Annotated in this window: 20 protein-coding genes; 10 read left to right on the forward strand and 10 right to left on the reverse strand. The window is 52.3% G+C overall.

Features of this window, described 5'->3' with window-relative positions; translation table 11 throughout:
* Positions 1-2,100: an AMP-binding protein gene (locus Kalk_RS10790; RefSeq protein ID WP_101894258.1), complete on the reverse strand. Its 2,100-nt coding sequence runs from the start codon at positions 2,098-2,100 to the stop codon at positions 1-3.
* A 226-nt stretch (positions 2,101-2,326) separates the two neighbouring features.
* Between Kalk_RS10790 and Kalk_RS10795 the strand changes: the two genes are divergently transcribed.
* On the forward strand, positions 2,327-4,549 hold the full coding sequence (locus Kalk_RS10795; protein ID WP_101894259.1) for a PQQ-dependent sugar dehydrogenase: 2,223 nt from the start codon (positions 2,327-2,329) through the stop codon (positions 4,547-4,549).
* On the opposite strand, the gene Kalk_RS10800 is transcribed toward Kalk_RS10795, so the two are convergent.
* Positions 4,521-4,847: a hypothetical protein gene (locus tag Kalk_RS10800; protein ID WP_199767891.1), complete on the reverse strand. Its 327-nt coding sequence runs from the start codon at positions 4,845-4,847 to the stop codon at positions 4,521-4,523. The genes Kalk_RS10795 and Kalk_RS10800 overlap by 29 nt on opposite strands.
* A 144-nt stretch (positions 4,848-4,991) precedes the next feature.
* Between Kalk_RS10800 and Kalk_RS10805 the strand changes: the two genes are divergently transcribed.
* The 3 genes from Kalk_RS10805 to Kalk_RS10815 all read left to right on the forward strand — a co-directional run bounded on the left by Kalk_RS10805 (position 4,992) and on the right by Kalk_RS10815 (position 7,392).
* Entirely contained in the window at positions 4,992-5,834 is an 843-nt protein-coding gene (locus tag Kalk_RS10805; RefSeq protein ID WP_101894260.1) for a helix-turn-helix domain-containing protein, read from the forward strand.
* 89 nt (positions 5,835-5,923) lie between these two features.
* Positions 5,924-6,526 (forward strand): MOSC domain-containing protein, encoded by a 603-nt coding sequence (locus tag Kalk_RS10810; protein ID WP_233716614.1) that lies wholly within the window; start codon positions 5,924-5,926, stop codon positions 6,524-6,526.
* 254 nt (positions 6,527-6,780) lie between these two features.
* The gene (locus tag Kalk_RS10815) at positions 6,781-7,392 is read left to right on the forward strand and encodes a class I SAM-dependent methyltransferase (RefSeq protein ID WP_101894261.1); all 612 of its coding nucleotides are present in this window, start codon (positions 6,781-6,783) and stop codon (positions 7,390-7,392) included.
* On the opposite strand, the gene Kalk_RS10820 is transcribed toward Kalk_RS10815, so the two are convergent.
* Positions 7,383-8,819, reverse strand: a complete 1,437-nt coding sequence (locus Kalk_RS10820; protein WP_324771755.1) for a cytochrome P450 — start codon at positions 8,817-8,819, stop codon at positions 7,383-7,385. The two genes, Kalk_RS10815 and Kalk_RS10820, sit on opposite strands and share 10 nt — an antisense overlap.
* A 44-nt stretch (positions 8,820-8,863) precedes the next feature.
* On the reverse strand, positions 8,864-9,184 hold the full coding sequence (locus Kalk_RS10825) for a 2Fe-2S iron-sulfur cluster-binding protein (RefSeq protein ID WP_101894262.1): 321 nt from the start codon (positions 9,182-9,184) through the stop codon (positions 8,864-8,866).
* Positions 9,185-9,381: 197 nt separating this feature from the next.
* Here Kalk_RS10825 and Kalk_RS10830 point away from each other — a divergent pair, with 197 nt between their 5' ends.
* The 3 genes from Kalk_RS10830 to Kalk_RS10840 all read left to right on the forward strand — a co-directional run bounded on the left by Kalk_RS10830 (position 9,382) and on the right by Kalk_RS10840 (position 11,886).
* Positions 9,382-10,440, forward strand: coding sequence for a helix-turn-helix domain-containing protein (locus Kalk_RS10830; protein ID WP_101894263.1), 1,059 nt, complete (start codon positions 9,382-9,384; stop codon positions 10,438-10,440).
* 104 nt (positions 10,441-10,544) lie between these two features.
* On the forward strand, positions 10,545-11,180 hold the full coding sequence (locus tag Kalk_RS10835) for an endonuclease/exonuclease/phosphatase family protein (protein WP_101894264.1): 636 nt from the start codon (positions 10,545-10,547) through the stop codon (positions 11,178-11,180).
* A 151-nt stretch (positions 11,181-11,331) separates the two neighbouring features.
* Positions 11,332-11,886, forward strand: a complete 555-nt coding sequence (locus Kalk_RS10840) for an LNS2 domain-containing protein (RefSeq protein ID WP_101894265.1) — start codon at positions 11,332-11,334, stop codon at positions 11,884-11,886.
* A gap of 35 nt (positions 11,887-11,921) precedes the next feature.
* Here the strand turns inward: Kalk_RS10840 and Kalk_RS10845 are convergent, their stop codons facing one another.
* From Kalk_RS10845 to Kalk_RS10865, 5 genes are all read right to left on the reverse strand, one after another.
* Positions 11,922-12,245: a hypothetical protein gene (locus Kalk_RS10845; protein WP_101894266.1), complete on the reverse strand. Its 324-nt coding sequence runs from the start codon at positions 12,243-12,245 to the stop codon at positions 11,922-11,924.
* Between the two features lie 139 nt (positions 12,246-12,384).
* Entirely contained in the window at positions 12,385-12,735 is a 351-nt protein-coding gene (locus Kalk_RS10850; protein WP_101894267.1) for an FHA domain-containing protein, read from the reverse strand.
* Positions 12,707-13,498, reverse strand: coding sequence for a PP2C family protein-serine/threonine phosphatase (locus Kalk_RS10855; RefSeq protein ID WP_101894268.1), 792 nt, complete (start codon positions 13,496-13,498; stop codon positions 12,707-12,709). The genes Kalk_RS10850 and Kalk_RS10855 overlap by 29 nt, the downstream gene beginning before the upstream one ends.
* Positions 13,498-15,954 (reverse strand): serine/threonine-protein kinase, encoded by a 2,457-nt coding sequence (locus tag Kalk_RS10860; protein ID WP_158643440.1) that lies wholly within the window; start codon positions 15,952-15,954, stop codon positions 13,498-13,500. The genes Kalk_RS10855 and Kalk_RS10860 overlap by 1 nt, the downstream gene beginning before the upstream one ends.
* Before the next feature lie 128 nt (positions 15,955-16,082).
* On the reverse strand, positions 16,083-16,547 hold the full coding sequence (locus Kalk_RS10865; protein ID WP_101894270.1) for a hotdog fold domain-containing protein: 465 nt from the start codon (positions 16,545-16,547) through the stop codon (positions 16,083-16,085).
* Between the two features lie 144 nt (positions 16,548-16,691).
* Here Kalk_RS10865 and Kalk_RS10870 point away from each other — a divergent pair, with 144 nt between their 5' ends.
* Entirely contained in the window at positions 16,692-18,539 is a 1,848-nt protein-coding gene (locus Kalk_RS10870) for a sensor domain-containing diguanylate cyclase (protein WP_158643441.1), read from the forward strand.
* A gap of 95 nt (positions 18,540-18,634) precedes the next feature.
* Here the strand turns inward: Kalk_RS10870 and Kalk_RS10875 are convergent, their stop codons facing one another.
* The gene (locus Kalk_RS10875) at positions 18,635-19,402 is read right to left on the reverse strand and encodes a glutathione S-transferase N-terminal domain-containing protein (RefSeq protein WP_101894272.1); all 768 of its coding nucleotides are present in this window, start codon (positions 19,400-19,402) and stop codon (positions 18,635-18,637) included.
* A 140-nt stretch (positions 19,403-19,542) separates the two neighbouring features.
* On the opposite strand from Kalk_RS10875, the gene Kalk_RS10880 reads away from it, so the two are divergent.
* Both Kalk_RS10880 and Kalk_RS10885 read left to right on the forward strand, forming a co-directional pair.
* Entirely contained in the window at positions 19,543-20,829 is a 1,287-nt protein-coding gene (locus tag Kalk_RS10880; protein ID WP_158643442.1) for an oxygenase MpaB family protein, read from the forward strand.
* A 68-nt stretch (positions 20,830-20,897) separates the two neighbouring features.
* The gene (locus Kalk_RS10885; RefSeq protein ID WP_101894274.1) at positions 20,898-21,644 is read left to right on the forward strand and encodes a hypothetical protein; all 747 of its coding nucleotides are present in this window, start codon (positions 20,898-20,900) and stop codon (positions 21,642-21,644) included.
* The last annotated feature ends 15 nt before the right edge of the window (positions 21,645-21,659 follow it).

Raw genomic sequence — 21,659 nt, forward strand, 5'->3', positions numbered from 1 at the left:
TCAAGCCACTGTATCCTCGATACAGGCCTCTTCCCGAAGGGCTTTCTGCTCCAGCTCTTCGGCGAAGTGAGTGATCAACGCTTTTACGGTGGGATAGCGTAATAATTCAATCGCCGGAATCACCCGCCCGATCCGATCCTGTAATCGATCCACCAGCTCCACCGCCTCAACCGAATCCACCCCCAGCTCAGAGAACGTCACATCCAGATCAATGTGATGGGGCTCTACATCCAGCTTATCCGCCACCCACACCTGCAGATCCGCATACAGTTCGCTGTGCCAATCCAGCACCTCGGAATTAGCCTGGGGCGCGCGCTCGGGCTTAGTTGCCATGCCAGACCCCGGTTGCCACACATGCACCGGCACCAGGTTGCCTTCCAAATACATACGCTTGGCGTCGGCACGCTGAATTTTACCGCTGGAGGTTTTGGGAATCGCACTGCCAGACAGCAGCACCAACGCCGTGGGCGTAATACCGTGCCGACTGGATATGGCTTTAGCGCCTTCTGCCGCCAGCATACGGAAATCCGCCTGCTCCCCGGCCGCCCGACCGACCTCCTGCAGCACCACCAGTTCTTCCTTACCGTCCACTGTCACCGCAAATGCAGCGCCACCACCCACACGGAACGTTGGATTCACCTCCTGCAACGTACGCTCAATATCCTGGGGATAATGATTGCGCCCGGCCACAATGATCACTTCTTTGATACGGCCAGTCACGTACAGCTCGTCATCCAGTTTAAAACCCAGATCGCCGCTGCGCAGATAACCTGTTTCGCTGTTATCTCCGGCAATAGTCGACTTAAAAACACTGTGCGAAAACTGGGGCTTGCCCCAATAGCCACGCGCTACCGATGGACTGTTGATCCAGATCTCGCCCACCTCACCATCGGCACAAGCCATACAGGTGCGAGGGTTGACGATCTTCACATCCGCCCCTTCAGCGATCACACCAGAGCTGACCAAGTGAGACGTTTTGGTTCGCAGATCAGCAGGCGCTTCCACATAGCGGCCTTTTTCCAGCTCATCCAGTTGCGCTTTCAATACTTTGGCACCACGGCCAGAAGGCGAGCCCGCCACAAACAGACTGGCCTCGGCCAAACCGTAACAAGGCAAAAACGCCTTGGGATCAAAACCGCTCACCTTGAAACGATCGGCAAAATTATCCAACGCACTGGTCTGGATCGGCTCGGCACCGTTGAAAGCCACAAACCAATTCGACAGATCCAGGGTTTCTGCCTGCTCTTCGGTTACTTTGCGCACACAATATTGATAACCAAAATTAGGGCCACCACTGACATGAGCCTTCTGCTCAGACAGGGTTTTCAACCACAGCAACGGGCGCTTCAAAAATGTAAGGGGCGACATCAAAGACACATGGGCACCGGCAAAGATCGGCGTCAGCACGCCACCGATCAGCCCCATATCGTGGAACGGCGGCAGCCAGATCACCACACGCAGATCCTGCATTGCATCCAAGCGCTCATTGCCGCGGAAAAAGCCATGCAGAATCTGTTCAAAATTGGCCAGCAGGTTGCCGTGGGTCACCTCCACCCCTTTCGGGTTACCGGTAGAACCTGATGTGTATTGCAGGAACGCAATCTCATCCGGCTGCGCCTGATAAGGCACAAAACCAGCATCAATCGGCTTATCGAGCAATCCATCGATGGCCACACAGGGCATGGAATCCCCGTAACCCAGAGTGGTAATCCAGGATTCAATCACCGGTGCCAACGCCTGATTGGTTAGAATCGCACCGGCATTACAGTCCAGCGCCACCTTCTGCAAACGGGATAAATCACGGGCACCCATGGGCGGATAAGCCGGCACCGGGACACAACCGGCATACAAACAACCGAAAAACGCACGGATATAATCAATTCCAGGGGCAAACAACAGCAGTAGATTGCGTCCACTCAGGCCCTGATCCACCAAGCTGCTGCCAATGGCTCGAGCGTGCTGATCCAGCGTAAAGTAGGTCGCAGCATCATCTTGCTGGCCATCATCTTTGATAAAAGAGGCGAGGGGGGCATCGTTGCGGTTGTGGGCCTGCTGTACTGCCATGTCCACGAGGTTCTGGAACTGAGGAAAACTGTACATATCGACTGCATCCTGATTGTTTTTTTATTATTGAAGTCATGACCGCCTGCCCAACGGCCAATCTCTGACTCTATTTAAACAACCTAGTTAAGGACACAGAAGACAAAAAGGGTGACAATATGTTGCGAGTTGTATATTTCAGCTATTTACACAGTGTTCGGCAACACACCGAAATTTGAAAACACCTCTGGTAAGATGTAACCATCAGCCACCAGGGGGGCTCAACATGAATGCTGTTAAACCATTACTATTATTAATTTTCGTGCAGCTAGCACTGATAGCGTGCGGCGGCGGAGGTGCTGGCGACTCAGGGTCAGGCTCATCCACAGATGACACCAACCTTGCATCCGGACTACAACAACGGCCTCGCACCGCCACATTGAACGTGCCCGTAACCGCCACCTCTGGCGAGATCACCATGGTGGAAGCCTTCGAGAACCTGCCCAACTTCTCCCAACCGGTGTTCATCACTCACGCAGGAGATGGCAGCGACCGCCTGTTCGTGGTGGAACAAGCAGGCCGCATCCGCGTGTTTGCCAACGACCCAAATGCCACCAGCTACAGCACCTTTCTGGACATCCGCGATCGCGTTGCCGACGGCGGTGAGCTGGGCCTGCTGGGGCTGGCCTTTGACCCCAACTACGCCTCCAACGGCTACTTTTACGTGTATTACACAGGCAGTGGCCCGGAATCCAGACTGTCCCGCTTCAACGTCTCCTCCGGCAACCCCAATCAGGCCGACCCCGGCTCAGAAACCATCCTGCTCACCGTAGACCAGCCCGCTGGCAACCATAATGGCGGCACCATCGCCTTCGGCCCCGATGGCTACCTCTATTGGGGCCTGGGTGACGGCGGCGGCAGTGGCGACCCGGACCGACAAGGCCAAAACACCCAAAACCTGCTCAGCACCGTGATGCGCATTAACCCCACCGGCAGCGGCTACAGCATCCCCGCCGACAACCCATTTGTCGATAACAGCGACGGCATACCTGAGGAAATCTGGGCCTACGGCTTCCGCAACCCCTACCGATTCTCGTTTGATCGCAACACCGGCGATCTGTGGCTGGCCGACGTGGGTCAAAACGCCATCGAAGAAATCGACATCGTCATCAAAGGTGGCAACTACGGCTGGAGCTGGTACGAAGGCAGCAGCACCTTTCGCAGCGGTGCCCCCAGCGGCACCTATCAATTCCCAGTGCATGAATACGATCACTCCCAGGGCGAATCCATCACCGGCGGTTACGTATACCGGGGCAGTGCCGTGCCCAGCCTGGTGGGCAAATACCTGTACGGTGATTTCATCAGCACCCGAGTGTGGGCGCTCACCGTGGATGATCAACTCAACAAAGTGGATAACAGCGAACTGGGCAACGCCCCCCAAAACCCCGCCGGGTTTGGTGAAGATGAAGCAGGCGAGTTGTACATCGCAGGCTATGGTGGCCGCCTGTACCGCTTTGCAGAAGGCGATGGCGGCGATCCTCTGGCAGGCTTTCCACAGGCCCTGTCAGACACCGGCCTGTTCAGCGACACCAGCAGCCTGACACCGGCCTCCGGCCTCATCGAATACGACGTCAATTCACCCCTGTGGTCTGACTACAGCACCAAACGACGCTGGATCGCCGTGCCCAATGGCCAAGCCATCACCTTCTCCGGCAGCCAGCCCTGGCGCTTTCCCATAGGCACCGTGCTGGTAAAACACTTCGAAATAGAAATGGTCGCAGGCGATACCGACTCCAGCCGCCGCCTGGAAACCCGCGTACTGGTTAATCAAACCGGAGGCTGGTTTGGCGTCACCTATCGCTGGAACGAACCACAAACCGACGCCGAACTGCTGACCGATCGGCTCACCGAAACCCTCACCGTTGCCGATGCCGATTTCAACGGCGGCACACGCGTTCAGGACTACCTGTACCCCAGCCCCAACGACTGCCTCAGCTGCCACGTGAACGCCTCCGGTAATGTACTGGGCGTTAAAACTGCGCAATTGAATGGTCGCTTTGATTACACCAGTGGCAACGACACCATCAGCGCCAACCAACTCACCACCTGGAACCACATTGGCCTGTTCACCCGCAGCATCGGCAGCCCCGGCCAGTATCAGGCGCTGCGAGCACTCGACAATCAGGCCACCAGCCTGGACCAGCGCAGCCGCTCCTACCTCGATTCCAACTGCTCTTTCTGCCATCAAGCAGGCGGTACCGCACCGGTGAACATCGACCTGCGCTACTCCAGAACCCTGGCCCAAACCAACACACTGGATGTTGTCCCAGAAGCCGGAGACCTCGGCATCAGCGGCGCCCGCATCATTGCCAGCGGTGATGCCGAGCGCAGCGTACTTTGGGCGCGCATGAACACCACCGATGACCAATATCGAATGCCTCCCATTGCCAGCCATCTGCCACACCCAGAGGCCCTGAACGTTATACAGCAGTGGATTGAGTCCCTTTAAACACCCCCTCCGCGCCGTTGGCATATTCCCGCACCAACAGATACGTCAACGGCACCAACGTACCAAGCGCAAACGTCGCCACCACCCAGGGCCAGGGGTTCACCTCACGCTTGCGCGCATCCACCACCATCCACGTACAAATCAGCCCACCAGCAATCACCAGATCAATCAGCACCTGCCAACTCCCCAGCGATGCCATACCCGCCTCCCAGATGCCGAAATAACCGATCTCCCACATCACATACGTACTGAACACACCAAAATCCAACAACACAAACCACAGAATCAACTTTTTCATCGCTCTATCCTCATTCCGTTAAATAACCGCTGTCGCCCCGTCGGAGCCATCGAACCAGCAGCATCAGTCTGGCTTGCCTAATTCCCCCAAACAATTACCTTAGAGGTAATCGCCAACCCGCATCCGCCGGAGCAAAATGCCACCATGACCACATCAACTGCACACCAAAAAACCAGCACCGGCTTCGGCCCCCTGCTGCGCACCTGGCGCGAGCGCCGTAAACGCTCACAACTGGATCTATCACTGGATGCCGGGGTGTCCCAACGCCACCTCAGCTTTCTGGAATCAGGCCGCGCCAAACCCAGCCGCGACATGATCCTGCAACTGACCGAAGTGCTGGACGTCCCACTGCGGGATCGCAACCTGCTGCTGCAAACCGCAGGCTTTGCCTCCGCCTACGAAGCTCGCCCACTGGACAGCGACGACATGGCCGCCGTACGACAAGCGCTGGAGCTCACCTTGCAGCACCACGAACCCTATCCCGCCGTGGTAATGGATAAACGCTGGAACCTGCTGCTGCAAAACAGCGCCGCCGATCGCTTTATCGGCTTGCTCGGTGACACCAAAAGTCTTTGGCAACAGGTCGACCCCAGCGGCAAACGCAACGCCATGCGACTCACCTTTTCACCCCACGGCATGCAACCCCTGATCAGCAACTGGCCCGACGCCGCCAGCATGCTGCTGTCACGCCTGCAACGGGAAGTCACCGCCGACCCAGGCAACCAAGATCTGGCCGAACTGCTGCAAGAACTCGGCAACCTACCCACCATTCCAGAACGCTGGCAAACCCAAGCCATACACTCCGCACCTGAACCCATCCTGCCACTGGAACTCAGCTTCAACGGCACCACCCTGCGCATCTTCAGCATGATCTCCACGTTCGGCACCGCACTGGACATCACCGCCGACGAACTGCGGGTAGAAACCTTTTTCCCCGCCGATGACTTTTCTGCGCAATTTTTTCAGATGCTTGCGGCTAATACATAAGCACCGCACAACCGGGTAACACCTCCTTTGCGGTTCTGGTAAAGTACCTCACAGCTGCACACCAATGGACTTGACCGAGGAACCACCACATGGACACCCAACAGAAACAACCCAGCCCACCCCGGCAAGACTTACTGGACACAACCCAAACCAGCCTTGCAGAACTGGAAAGCAACCTGGAACACATCAAAAGCGCCCCCAAAAATCAAGGCAGCGTTGAACTCATAGTGTGCCGCCCCAGCACCGGCAAGCGCCGTGAACTGGAGCAAGGCCAACTCTGCCCAGAACGGGGCCTGGTGGGGGACAACTGGCAGGCAAGGGGAGACTACAAACGCCCCGGCGGCCAAGCCCACCCAGACATGCAACTCAACCTGATGAATGCCCGTGCCATCAGCGCAATCGCACGCGACAAACGCCACTGGAAACTGGCTGGCGATCAATTCTTTATAGACATGGATCTAAGCCCAACCAACCTGCCAGCAGGCACTCGCTTACAGATTGGCAGCGCCCTTATCGAAGTCACCGCAGAACCTCACCTGGGCTGCAAAAAATTCCTGGCACGCTTTGGTAAAGATGCCGCCATGTTTGTCAATTCAAAGATCGGTAAAACGCTCAACCTAAGGGGAATCAACGCCCGTGTGATCGAACCCGGCGTAGTAAAACCTGGTGATATAGTTTTGAAAATTGCGTGAGAGGTAAGGGAGTCATGAGATATTTACTGGTACTACTCGTTTCGTTATTGTCAGTTTCATGCAGCAATAGCAGCAAGAAAGGAACATATGAAGCCATACAGACTGGCCAAAAGAATGAGTGTCAGGCGTTATTCGGTAACGAATACGATAGGTGTGTTGAAAAATACTCGAAGCCCTATGATGAATATCATCGAGAGCGTGAAGAAGTTCTAGGGAGATAAAATGTCAACTCTACGCAGCCAGGCTTGGTGTCCATGAACCCGAAAGAAATTGGTAAAGCGTATGACACAATCACTCACCTGTGGGTGCGCGAAGACTTCAACCGAATGAACGGAATTGCTGAGCATAAGCGGGCATTAGCATTCGTAGAAAACAAAGGCAAAGCTCTTGATGTTGGTTGTGGCTGCACTGGTCGATTCGTGGATCTTCTCCTAAGTGAGGGATTCACGCCAGAGGGCATTGATATATCCGAAGAAATGATACGCTTAGCCAGGCGCCGTCATCCAGAATTGTCCTTTCATCACCAAGACATATGTGAATGGACAATAACAGAAAAATACGAGTTTATTACCGCCTGGGATAGCATTTGGCATATCCCCCTTGAACAGCAAGAAAATGTATTAACAAAATTAGTATCCAGTCTTAATGTAGGTGGCGTACTCATTTTCTCATTCGGCGGTACGAATGAAAAAAGCGACCACACAGATAATTTTATGGGCCCAGAGGTTTACTACTCAACCCTGGGGACCAACGGATTCCTTGAATTATTAATACGCCTGGGCTGTATTTGCAGGCACCTTGAGTACGGACAACACCCTGAACTTCACACCTACCTAATAGTACAAAAAACCCAGAATCACCCCTGATTCACCGGCACCTTGGCGGTCAGCTTAACCATCATATGGGTATAACCCTTAACAAAATTGGATTGCACGTGTTTCGGCTCAGATACAACTTCGATTTTATCAAAACGTGTTAATAACTCTTCCCACAGTATCCGCAGTTGCATTTCGGCCAAACGATTGCCCATGCAACGATGGATACCAAACCCAAAGGAAAGATGATTTCTGGCATTTTTACGATCAACAATAAATTGATCCGGCTGATCAATGGCCCGCTCATCACGATTACCCGAAACGTACCACATAACAACCTTGTCACCCTTTTTAATGGTTTGCCCGTTCAGCTCAACATCCTGCTTGGCAACACGGCGCATGTATGCCAGAGGCGTCTGCCATCGAATGATTTCCGATACCATATTAGGAATTAAACCCGGATCATTCTTCAGTTTAATAAATTCCTGCGGAAACTGATGCAAAGCCAGCACACCACCGGTCATCGAGTTACGAGTGGTGTCGTTACCACCTACAATCAGCAGCGCCAGGTTACCTAGAAACTCTACCGGTTTATCAATCAAATTCTCAGTATTTTCATTGGCCAGCAGTAAGCTGATTAAATCAAACCCCATATCCTCACCGGCCGCTTTTTTCGCTGCTTTCTCCCGCCACAGCCGTGAGAAATATTTCGCACATTCTTGTGCCGCAGCAAAGGTTTCATCATTTGAACTGGTGCCTCCGGTAAGCTCAGGCCCACCACTGATCACATCTGACCACTCTGCCAACTTACGGCGCTTTTCATAAGGGAAATCGAATAACGTAGCCAGCATCCTGGCCGTTAATTCAACGGATACTTTATCGACCCAGTCAAATGGTTCATCAAGTGGTAGATTATTCAATACATCCTGGGTGCGGCTGCGAATAAGGCTTTCCATCTCCGTAAGGTTTTTCGGCGCAACGACACCTTGCACGGCTTGCCTTTGCACATCGTGCTTGGGGGGATCCATCGCGATAAAGGTCTCCAGGGGCAGGCCTTCCGGCCGATCACCCAACATGATGATGGGTTCTGCCGAGAACAGATCATGGCGTTTATCAACAAACATAATATCTTTATAGCGGGTAATGGACCAAAAAGGGCCGAACGCACTTTCTTGCTGATAGTGTACCGGGCATTCATCACGCAAGCGCTTAAAATAAGACTGCCAACGGTGTTGTCTGAACAGAAACGGGTTGCTGACATCTATATCTTCAATTTTGAGGGTGGACACATCCGGCAATTCAGCCTCAACAAATACAGGAATAGGTTTACCCTTCCACACGAGTCTTTTGGCTTTTAAAAACAGATGGATGCCCTTGATTTGTAGCGGCATTGGAACAATAGGTGCACTTTTTTCGGCAAGCGTCGAGATAGAAAACAGTGCAACACCTTTTTCAATTACTGGAGATAGGATACCCATGTCATTCCTCAATTCAGATCGCGTAGTAAAAAAATTATCAGTGACTACATTTGAAACTCAGGCAAACGTACAACCAGTCCATCCATAGCTTCGGTCATCGATATCTGACATGCCAAGCGCGATGTGTCTGCTTTTTCAGGTGTCATCTCCAGCATTTGCTTTTCTTCTGCATACACAGCGCCAGTGGCTGCAATCCAGTTACGATCAACAATCACATGACAGGTGCCACAGGCGCAGGCTCCACCGCAGTCCGCGTCAATGCCAGGCACTCCGTTATCGGTGGCGGTTTGCATCAGCGTTTTTCCCTCCTCAATATCTACCTCATGCTGCGTACCGTTATGCTCTATAAACGTGACACGACCCATACATTCCTCTTCCATTCTTAATTAAAATCAATAAGTTACAATCAGGCCAGGCACCACATCCACGGCCTTACCTGCATCTGTGTAGATTAGATTACGGATTAGTATTCATTGACGTCAGGTCATTTCTTGACTTATATAGGTCATAAAAAGACACCATCTCTGCCAAATAACTTAAGAGATCATAGGGATCTTCAATAGTGACAAAATCTGTGCCTGTAACTCGACCTGTAGGTTCTTATACGGCCTGTATTCCATCCAACTATTCTCGCTTGATTGCCCGCGTCCTGGAGTTACAGGAGGCAGACTTACCAGCATTGCTGGACATGACTCAGCTGAATGTCGATCAATTTATGCAAGAAGAGACTCTGCTGACGGCACCGCAACAAATTCAAATTCTGAGCAATGCCTTATGTTTATCAAACGACGATGCCTTTGGTTTACGTTTAGGTGCAAGGCTCACCCCTCCCACACACGGCGCAATGGGTTTTTTAGTCAACAGCAGCCCCAATCTACTCACCGCCATCAATGCCATTCAAACCTATTTGCCTACCCGCATGAATATAGCCCGGGTAGACTTTACGCCGAACGGTGACTGGCTCGAAGGGCACTGTTATTTTGATGTGGATTTAAGCCCTGATATCTATCGCTGCTTATCCGAGGCCTTCGCGAAAATACTGTTTGATTGCGCAGAATTTATTGTGGGGAAACCCGTACACGACGCAACTTCCTTTTTTAACTATGCAGAACCCAGCTACAGCCAATTTTATGCCGATTATTTACCTGGCCAATTCGAGTTTTCCGCACCGAGCTTGATGGTAAGAATACCAATGGCATTGTGCGAGATTCCTAATGCCTCTTCCTGTTCGGAAAACTACCTGTTCGCCATGCGACAATGCGAAACGATGCAGGCTCAGTTGCTGTCCAACCGAACCACACTTAAGTACCAGGTTCAGAAGATGATGCTGGATCACCCTCCCGGCGTGTTAACTGAAACAGAAGCAGCGGCTGCATTATTTATCTGCAAACGAACCTTATCCCGCAGGCTCAAGAAAGAGAACACCGGCTTCCGCCAAATTCGTGAAGAAATTTTGTCGCAACAAGCTGCTGACTGTTTGCGGGATAGCACTATGTCCATAGATACCATTGCAGCTTTGCTCAACTATCACGACAGCGCGAATTTTCGGCGCGCATTCAAGCGTTGGTTTCAGCTATCCCCTGACCAATATCGACAATCAATCAGACAGTCCAACCGATAATTCATAAACCCGTTTTAACTTGCGCTTAAGGCTGTCAGATAACAGAAATCTGAATATCTACATCGACTAGCACAAAAAGAACTTAATCATAGGAAAGAGAAGAAATGAAACTACTGACATGGAACACCCAGGGCGAGCGATGGGACGGCATCAAACATAGAATCGACAAATTAAAGCCTGATGTCGTCTGTATTCAAGAAGCGGGAAACCTTCCCAAAAAACTGGGTTACGGGGACGCATTGACACATGGCGAGCCCAATTTAATCGGGGTATATTCAAACCTCAATATCTGGTTTTTACCCTGGGACAGGAGCGGCGGGGCAGGAAATATCCGTTGCTCCATGGCAATGTTGTTTGAGGGTGATGGCAAACCAGCCGTTTCTTGGTCAACCGATGCAAACAAACGTCCTGTAATGCGCAAATCTATTGGCACCAAATATTACGTAGCTAATATTCATGCCGGAGGAAGAGACTATATTAACTTAGCGATCCAACATGCCCAGACCAACGGCTCTGGAAAGCACTGGATCGTAGCAGGCGACTTTAATCAAGGAGCAAACGAAGATCTTTCTTGGATGAACAAAGCAGGCGGATCGGTTATCGCGCCCAGTAAGGCAACGCGTCCAGCTAGTGGACGCATACTGGACTACGCTGTCAGCAGCGATGGGCTGGCTGCAGCGAGCTTCTCCGGGCCGGACTATGGTGGTTCTGATCATCGCTGCGTTGATATTGATTGGTAACCAGAATACTGTTTATGAAATTGCAAATACGCGCAAACAGAATAAGGTAAGTACAAAATGGACTTATACTTTCTTTTCCTTGAGTAGGCTTAGCGGTGTTATCCTGATGCTCTTTGCACGGGTACTTTGGCCGAAGGCCTGAGGAGGCCACATGCGTAGCGTACTGATTTTATTAGCCGCTCTGTGCTGCAGCGGCTGCTCTACACTGGCCAATGAGTTTGTCGATGCGCCAATGGATCACGCTAAAGCTGTGGTCTTTGATATTGATGGAACCCTGACTCCTACACCCCTGTCCATTTGGAGCGTACGGGAGGCTGCTGCAGAAACAGTACAGCACTTTGCCAATCAGGGTTTTACGATATTTTACGTTACCGCTCGCATCCCGCTGTTTCAGTGGCAGATACCGGGCTGGCTTGAAAGCAATAATTTCCCCACCGGCAACCTCTATCTAACTCAAAACAGTGAAGATCGTAGCGACCATGCACGGTTCAAAACGCGTATATTAAATCAACTAATCGAACACGGCTGGGTAATAGAACGGGCCTTCGGTGATTCGTCATCCGACTTCAAAGCCTATTCCGCTGCGAATCTGACACAAGAGCAAGTATTTGCGCTGCTGCGCCAGGGCAGTGATCAATGTCAGCCAGGGGTGTGGGCTCGCTGTTTAACCAGCTGGCTTGAATATCTGAACGCTGTGAACCCGTAACACAAGCGCAACCTGTAAAACGCATTGCTGCGCTATTATTCGATGGGCCGAAACTCGGCACCGGCTTTGCCCTTGCAAACAAACCCTACAGGCTCGATCTGAATCTGAATCGATGCATCAGCATTACCGCCACCTCCGCCTTTACTCAGGCTCGCCAATCCACCGCTCAAACCACCGGCATTACCCGCACCAGAGCCTGCGGCCTCAGCCTTTAAGGTAATGGAGATTTTACCAACCGGCACAATGGACTCTCCATCCAAATTAATGGCTTCGCCAAACAGTGCCTTGGCACCGCCAACGGCTTCCAGGGTAGTGGACAGTTTTTTAGTGAGGGCTTCATTCAGCAATTCTTTCATCATGACATTGGCTCTTGTTTTTATAGTGCTATGAGTGTTTGGACAAATGCACAGTCATTGTGAAAGCAATGCAGCGAAAAAATATTGACCTCAGTTAATGGATTGGCAACTTAGCATTCATTACCAGCCTTATAAGCAAACATTACTGCAAAACATGGGCGGTACTGGCCAAGTTGTTACCGGCATCGTCGATCAGTTTGAATTTGTTCCAAGCCAGACGAATGACGTCGCCATCAACCAGACGCTCGCGTTCGTTAACCGGCCGCTCGTTGACGAACGTGCCATTTTTACTGCCCTTGTCCACAATAAAGAACTCAAGAGTGCCTTCCAGATATTTACTGGCCACGACTTCAATCACTGCATGATGACCGCTGACGGAAATATCATCAATCATCACCTCATTATCCGGGTGCCGTCCTATGGCAAGCTCCCCTGGTTTAAGATCAAATTTACTGACCACCACATCATCGACCAGTTGCGCTAAGATGGCCATATTGCTTACTCCTATTTGTGGCATCTTGTTTTAGTACGATCACAGAAACATTGTCCTGCGCATTGTTTCGAACACTTTCTTTTACCAATGCCGCTGCTGTTTCCTGGGCAGTCCGATCCGAGTGCATCCAATGCTGGATAACCGCATCCGGCAACGTATTGTATAAACCATCGGAACATAACAACCAGGATTCACCGGCTTGAAAATGATGTTTAGCAAATGAAAACTGTACACTACGATCGGGCCCCACGGCGCGGGTAAGCATATTGCGAAAGGGCGCACGCTCGGCTTCTTTCTCAGTAAGGCTACCTTTGTCCACCAGCTCCTGAACCAGGCTGTGATCACGGGTCATGGGTTGCAGCCCATCTTCACTGGCACAGTAACAGCGCGAATCCCCTGCGTGCATAAGCCAATACTCATCATCCAGCACCAGCATCGCAACCAGTGTGGTGCCCATTTTCTGAAAATCAGGATGGTTGTTGCGTTCTTGACGCACTGCATTATTCGCCAGCGCACCAGCTTCCGCCATCATTTTCATAACGCTTTCATTGTTTTGGGAATCGATATATTCCAACGAAGACAGCACGCACTTGGTAAAATATTCCACGGCCAGCTTGCTGGCATAGGCGCCACCGCCGTATCCACCCATGCCATCGGCCAGCACTGCCAAAAATCGATTTTCGCCCGGCAGCGCCTGCCAATGAATGCAATCCTCGTTATGTTTGCGTACACAACCAATGTCGGTTACACCGTAAACGTCCATCAGCTGGCCTTCCTGTTATCGCGACTATCACGTCGACCGAATTCACGGGCCATTAAACCACGCACGGCGTCTGCCATCTCACCAGCCGTTTCATAACGCTTGGAAGGTTCTTTATGCAGAGCTTTGTTGACGACGCGTACCGCTCCTGCCGACAGTTCCGGCCTCAACTCACGCACACTCACGTATTTTTTATTCAGAATGTGATAGGCGAGGTTGGCGATACTGTCACCGGTAAAGGGCAGTGCGCCGGTCAGTAGCTGATAGAAGGTAACGCCCAAGCTGTATATATCGCTCACGCCTGTTACCTTCGTGCCTTTCAACTGTTCGGGTGACATGTAAACCGGGCTGCCCAGCATGTCTCCTGTTTTGGTTTTGGAATCGTCAACGATACGCGCAATACCAAAGTCAGCCACTTTGATCTGACCGCTGTTCTGATCGTACATGATGTTGCCTGGCTTGATATCACGATGCACGATGTTCTGCTGGTGGGCGTAGTGCAATGCATCGGCAACTGCAGCAATAATGTCGTAGACCTCAACAACGGGCAATAATGTCGACGTGGATACGCAGCGATCCAACGACTTGCCTTCCACATAGTCCATAGCGATAAAGGCAAGGTCGGTTTCTTCGCCAACGTCATAAACGGTCACTATGTTGGGATGGTTGAGGCGGCCTGCAGCCTCCGCCTCACGGAAAAAGCGTTCTTTGATGGCGTTCAACTGAGCGGTATCGAATTCACGATAGCTTAAGGTTTTAATCGCAACGCGACGGGCAATTTTGGGGTCGAGCCCTAAATACACCACCCCCATGGCACCGCGGCCCAGCTCTCGCTCGATTTCATAACGCCCCAGAATCGGCTTACTTAAATCCTGCGACGGCATAACCAGGCTGTGGGTTGCCGAGAAATCCGTTACCACCTGCGCCGGTTCGGATAACTGCTGCAACGCCAGCGCACGTTTGGCCGCATCCTTGAATTTGGGTTTGCGCTCTACGACCCGTTGGTAGGTTTGGGCTGCTTCCTGATATTGGCGTTTGCGTTCCTGTTGCACCGCAATGTCGTAAAGCAGGGAGGTGACCGCCTGAGTAGAGCGACAGGGGCGCAACGCCACCAGCGCTTCTTCCATTCTACCTTGCTGATACCACTGCTGACCCAGCTGATAGCTGACATTATGGTGCTCCCAATGCAGGCGATTCCACTGCCGCCGACGCTGCTTCCATAACAGCATGCATCCGCTGCCTGCGACAAACCAAGCCATCACTAATGGTAACGGAAGTACTTGCTGGTAACTTAACTGCCAGGCGACCTGTACCACGCTCAGTGTGGTGATCACGAATGCCGCCAGCATCAGCGCCATGGTAGCCCGCAGCATGGGCTGTACCCACACCAGATAGATAACCCCAATGATCAATAACACCGCCTGCAACCATAGGTTCCAATAGGGCTGGTATTGCGTGGACTGGTTTTGCAGTGCCAACAGTGTGGCTCCCACCGATTCCAACGCCTGCTGGTCAGCAGCCATGATCCACACTTTTTCGTTAGGGTGTTGCGCCAGCGCTTGCGCCTGTGAATAACGGGGAAAACTGGCCGCGCCGACAGCGGGAATCCAGACCGTGCCACTGCGACTGATGGGCTGCTTGATGTGCGCCATTTCAACCGCATAATCCGAACGGAAAACAATGGTGGGCTCTTCTTGTATGGCAAGGGTGCGGGCTACCTGCCGCAAGTACAACGCCAAGGCCAGATCCGGGTGAAATTGCGACTCCTGCTGCCAGATCAGCTGGTGCGGTGCGGCAGCCTGAGCAGTATCCACTGCGCGATAGGCTGGCCCTTCTAAGCGAGGATCGACAGGCCATCCCGACATCTGCAGTTGATTACGCTGTTGTAACCACTGCCGTATGACGTTGAGCACGGGTGCAGGCACCCAATCCAGGCTCTGCCAGGGCAGGCTGTCCAACTCCAACAGTGGATAGGCCTGTTCCGGAAACGCTGCCACGGCAGCCTGGGTCAGCCCCAGCAAGATGTCACCCTGCTGCAGTTGTTGCTGTAACTGCTGAAAACGCTGGTTCTGTCTCTGCCAGGCTTGTACCGACTCTGGCGCAGTAGCGGATTTTTCTAACCAGTTGAGCAAACGCTCGGCCGCCACATCATGCTCACGCAACGGCTCGGGTAGAATCAATGCGACCAGCGCATCGTTATTCAACAAAAGAGGGAGTAATTCTGACTGTGCGGGATCCCGCTGCAGTTGCAACAGGGTTTCCTGCTCTAGTTCGATGAGCGCAATATCGGCTTTGGTCGCGGCAGCACCAGACAGACGCTGCCCCAACTGGTAATACCAGCCTTCCAGCACCTGCACAGAATCAGGACGGATAACGCCACTTAGCAACAGGATCGCGCTGATCAACACCAAGCCTCTCAGGCTGATCAGCCCCTGTAGCCATCTGTTTAATAAAGACATAGTTGCAGAGGTTCTTCCAGACATAGCTACACTATAGCCGGTATTCGGCCGGTGTTCGCCCTGGTCGGCAATGCAACCAGGGGCAAAGTGTGGACTGTGCCGCAATTACGCCTTAAGGCCGTTAGGGATTATTTTTTCTCACTGATCCAAAGCTTAATCACACCCACCACTACGGGTGTCCCGTCTGTCGTACAGGCGGTGACTTTTACATCCAGATCACCTGGCTTCCAGTCCTCAGGGTTGATTTCGGCGGTGCCGGTGATATCGGTGCCTGCTTTGGCGGTGTAGTCCACCGTCATGCCTTTTGGAATCCAGCGCAGATGCTTGGGCACCGAAGCCTCGGCGCAAGTACCCATTGCCATCTCCAGCAGGTTACAAATGGCAATAACATGCACTGTTCCTATGTGGTTCTGCACTGCGCGACGCTTTTTCATAGTCAGGCGGGCATAATTGGGCCGCAGCTCTTCAATGCTGGCATCAACCGTTTTGAAATAAGGCGCTTTTCGAGAAACCGCCTTTGAAAACAATAGCTTACCACCAGGATAACGGGATACCTTATTCCACATTTCCATTACTGCATTGCCATTGGACATAACCTTAACCTCTTAAGAAAGTTGTCTATACTGAATGAGACAATGAACAAAAACTGATTCCTTCCAATACTTTTCAGGGCTGTTGACCACGACTTCATGACTCAGTGCTTTGTACGATGGCGCTCCCATTGCGAGCGACTTAGAATGCTGCTCACTATTGTGCTGATGCTATGTGCTGTGCCCGGCTTCGTACTGGCTGCGGTCACCATTGATGAACACCATTTGGATCTCAACCTTTCCCAGCAGTTGCTATTGCTGGAGGATCAGGATGACGAATTGGACCTTGCCGGTGCAATGGCCGCTTCTGCAGAAGGCTTGTTTCAACCGGTTGGCGACGACCACCTGCAATTGGGCTATGGCAACAGCGCCTATTGGATACATTTTCGGGTGCATAATAATTTAATCGAACACTCTGTTGAGGGTGCCCCCGATCGCTTCTATCTTACCGTGGATTATCCGCTGCTTGATAATGTGGAGTTCTACCACGTTCACAACGATCACACGTATTCAATGGTGACTGGCGATATATATCTGTTCAATCAACGCTATTTTAGCCTGAATAGCTTTACGTTTCCTTTCGCCCTACAGCCTGGAGAATCGGGCGATATATACATTCGCATCTTTTCCTCCAGCTCGCTGTTCTTCCCTATTAAATTACAGTCTGAACAGGCGTTCATCGACGATCAATTCCAGATCAACAGTTTTGATGGTGTCTACATCGGCATCACCATTGGTCTGGGCATCTATAATCTGTTTCTCTGGATTGGCATACGCAATCGGGTTTACGGCTACTATGTACTCATGGTGTTCAGTATCATGCTGTTCAACACCAGTATTACCGGGCTGACGTTCCGCTTCTGGCCCGACAGCCTGTTCTTCCAGCAAATCTGTGTGTACTTCTTCAGTTTTATCTCTGGCATTCTGGTGATTCTGTTTGGCATGGCTTATCTGCAAACCAATACCAGTCTGCCCCGTTTCCATCGCCTGCTGCAATTGCTGGCGGTAATGTGCGCCGTATGCATTCCGCTGCTGTTCTACATCCCCATTACCACGTCGGCCAAATTAACGGCAGCACTTACCATTTTTGTAGCGATTATACTTATCATCGCTGCGATTTGGCGGCTGGCCCAGGGCTATCGGCCCGCCATGTATTATTGCCTGGGTCAAGGTGCGGTTATCGTCAGCGTGATGTTTACAGCGCTGACCTCTCAAAAAATCATTCCCTTGTATCACATCGCACCAGAGGTAATGAAATGGTGCTCAGCCTTCGAGCTGATTCTGTTTTCGATCGGTTTGGCGGATATGGTGAATAACGAAAGGCGTATGCGGGAACAAGCCCAGCAGGAAGCAGCCAAAGCACAGGAACAATTGTTGGGTTCGCAGATTCGCCTGAATCAGGATCTGGATAAACTGGTTACGCTGCGCACACAAGAACTGGAGATAGCCAACCAGCAACTGCGCGATTTAAATGTTCGAGATGATCTGACGGGGCTGCGTAATCGTCGCTACCTGAATGAAGCGTTGCCCAATGAGTACAAAAGGGCATTTAGAGATAAGATGCCCTTGTCGGTATTGATATTGGACATCGATTTTTTTAAGCAGCTTAACGATACCTACGGCCATCAGTTTGGTGATCATTGTCTGACGGAGGCGGGCCGTATCCTGACGGAATGTACACGACGCCCTCCGGACATTGCGGTTCGTTTTGGAGGGGAAGAGTTTGTTATCATTTTGCCCAGCACCGACTTGGAAGGCGCACAACTAGTTGCCGAAAAAATCCGTACGGCATTCGAAAATAACAAGATAGAGCATGGCGGTGAAACAGCTCTGATAACGGTCAGCATTGGTGTGGCCAGTGAAACACCATCATCCCGTGATGAACACGAATCTCTGCTGCGCATGGCGGATGATTTGCTGTATCAGGCGAAAGCCAAAGGGCGTAATCGGGTGGAGTGTGTGGGCGGAAAGTCATCTTCACTCAGCGCAAACTAATTTGGTCAATTTGACCCGGTATTAGCTCTCCCGACTTCCAATTCTAAACGCAACATACCGGGTGCGCTGCAGGCTGGGATCAACTACAAAGTACACTAAACCGCGTTGCCCAAATAGGATCGATGACGATAGTGCAACACCACGCCATCGCGCCAGGCAAACACATCCGCAAACGGCTCCACCAACTCTGCACAAGTACTGGCCCGCTCATAGGGAGTCATGGGCAGCTGTGGATCTTTACGAACAGGCTGCACCATCGCCAACGCTGCAATCACTGTCATGTCCGCGTAACAAAACCCTCGATCCAGCAAGTAAGGCTTACCATCCAACTGCCGCCGCACCTGCAACAGACAATTCTCCAATCGCTGCAACTGATCCTTATCGCTCACGCCGGGCTCACCGTACTTTTTGGCCAGCATTCGAAATGTACGCCGCATTAGCGGCAGCATGGGCCGTTTTGACCAGGCAGGGAACGACGGCGGAAAAGCATCCAGTAACGCATCCTCATCCTGCAACATACGCCCCACCAGCAAAATACGGGCGGCGTTAAAAATAGCCTCACTGAGCTGATTCATAACCTGCACCTGATCCAGGCTCACGGTGGGAATCAACCCCGCCAGTGGCCGATCCTGATCCACCCGCTGTGCAATATCCCAGGAATCCAACAGGCACAGGCCATCATCACCCAAAAGCACCGGCACCGAAATGGGCCCGGTAAAACGGCGGGTGCGCAGACGCAGCCAAGGGGTGCTGATCTGGGGGAGATATTCCTCAAACTGGTAGGGAACTTCGGTGTAATCAAACGCCCACAGCACACGTTGAGTGGCCACGGACAAAGGCATTCCAATCAGGCGGTACGTCATGTTCTATCCCTGTCGCTATCCATATTGACAAAAAACATCGTCCCCATACGACCAAACGGTCATGTTGTTTTCCCACCAGCCTGACTAAACTTACAGAACCAACCAGTTCCCGAGTCAAACCTATCCCTGCGGAGAAAACAGTGACTTACAGTACACGAGACGTGAGCAAGCTGCAAAAAACCATCGCACCCGCCGTCTATGGTGAACTGGATCTAGACTGCACCCCGGAACGTTTTCGTACCAAACTGGGGGAAAACAGCATCGTTAAAGATAATCCACGGATTCAAGCCTTGCTGGCGGACACCGACAAAGTGGAGTTTTTTCGCCAACTAACCTTGATGGGCGACCCACTGGCAGATGCCTTTGCCGCGAGAATTCCCGAAATGGGCTACAAAAAAGCCCGCGCCATGCTGGATAAAGCCGCTGAAAAAGGCATCGATACGGTGCCGGACGCACCCAAAGAGCTGGTAGACCTGATGCGCTCGGTGGAAACCGTACCAGACTGGGTGGACTGGACCAAAATCGAAAAGGCATCGGAAAACGCCCGTCTGCTGACGGCACTGGCGGGGGAGGCCATCATCCGCGTTGCCTTTATGATGACCTACGTGAACGGCTATCAGGGCCTGCCCATGGTGATCACCGGGGCCCTCACCAGCGATTCTGCCGCCAAGCGTATGAAAGAAACCATCAGCACCTTCAAACTGGCCACCTTACCCGGAGCCCTGCGTCGGGGGGGCGAAGCCTATCAATCCGCTGTGAAAGTTCGGGTCATGCACGCCATGGTGCGCACCAGCCTGCTGAAGCGGCAACAGGTGTGGGATTTCAATGTCTACGGCACCCCCATTCCGCAAGTGGATCAGATGGGCGCAGCCCTGGGCTTTAACTACATGATGTCGCTGCACGCTTTGAAGAACGGCGGCAAATTTACCGAATACGAAACCTGCGCTGTAGAGCAGGCCCGCTATCTGGCTCATTTACTGGGCATGCACGATCAATTCCTGAGCAACGATCCCAAACAAATCGTCGAAACCTGGAACCTGTGCCAGGCCACCCTGCGCCACAAGCATGATGAACGGGGCCGCGATTTGAACAGCGCCACCGTGAACGCCTATCGTCGTAAAGGCAAACACTGGTATGACCGCCTCATACACAAGCTGGATGTGCAATCCACCCGCTTCATGTACACCAAGATGGTGGGCAAACGCACCGCCGAGGCTATGGGCGTACACTCGCCACCCAGCGATGCCCTCAGCTTCGCCGCACTGTTCGCACCCATTGGCGTGGGCTTCGGTGCCCTCACTGGCCTGAAGAAAATCGCCACCAGCCGGACGCTAATCGATCGTTACGCGATTGCGGCCATCCAGCGCCAACTCGCCAAAGAAGGTGAAGCGGAATACCGCACCAACGCCGCCGAGTACAACCTCTGATCCATCAGAGCCGAGCACCTGCCTAGATATTACCTATACTGATTCCACTGCATCAAAGTTGGATATCTATGAGCTGGGATCTGATCTGTATCAAACCGCACACCCATCGGCCAGAGGGCGAAGAGGCCTATGCCTGCCTGCACAAGAGCATTGCCCAAGTGGAGCGGGAGGGCGTTAATGCGGTGCAATACACCGTCAGAGTGGTGCCCTTGCCGCTGCTGGCAGATCAAGGAGGCGAGAAGCGTCTGATCAGTATGGAAGAAGCCCTCTTCAAAGCCGTAGCGGATCTGAACGAAAAAAAAGTAATGTTCGATATCGGCGGGGCGGATGCTGCTCTGCCCACCCTGCTAAGAGGCGGAGGCTTGGGCTCGCTGGCCATATCCGAGCTGGTGCTGTGGGCACAGAAGCACTACAGTGAATTCGGCGTGGTGTCCGGCCGCATCAGCTCCACTATCCTCAACTACTCCAACGGTGAAGCCAACGCCATACGCAGCCTGAAAAACCTCGGGTTTAATGTAACCCGCTCGCCCAAAGGAGGCCTGCAATTCCTGGCAGACCAAGTGTCCCAACTTCGCACCCACGTCAATACCAGCAAGGTCGAAACCGCTACCCCCGCACTCTGGTACAGCAATCTGATGCAGGACAATTTGAATGTCTCGCGGCAGGTCAAAACCCAAGTGGACGAAATATCCAATTTAAAAGAACAACTCTACCAATCCACAGAACAAAAACGCTCCTCTGCGCCGTTTATGTCAGGCTTATTCATGGGGCTGGTGGCAGGTGCCGCCCTCGCTGGCATGCTGTTCAGCCTCTGATTGCTGCGCGCTGCT

It is taken from the genome of Ketobacter alkanivorans, assembly GCF_002863865.1.
Taxonomy (GTDB): Bacteria; Pseudomonadota; Gammaproteobacteria; order Pseudomonadales; family Ketobacteraceae; genus Ketobacter; species Ketobacter alkanivorans.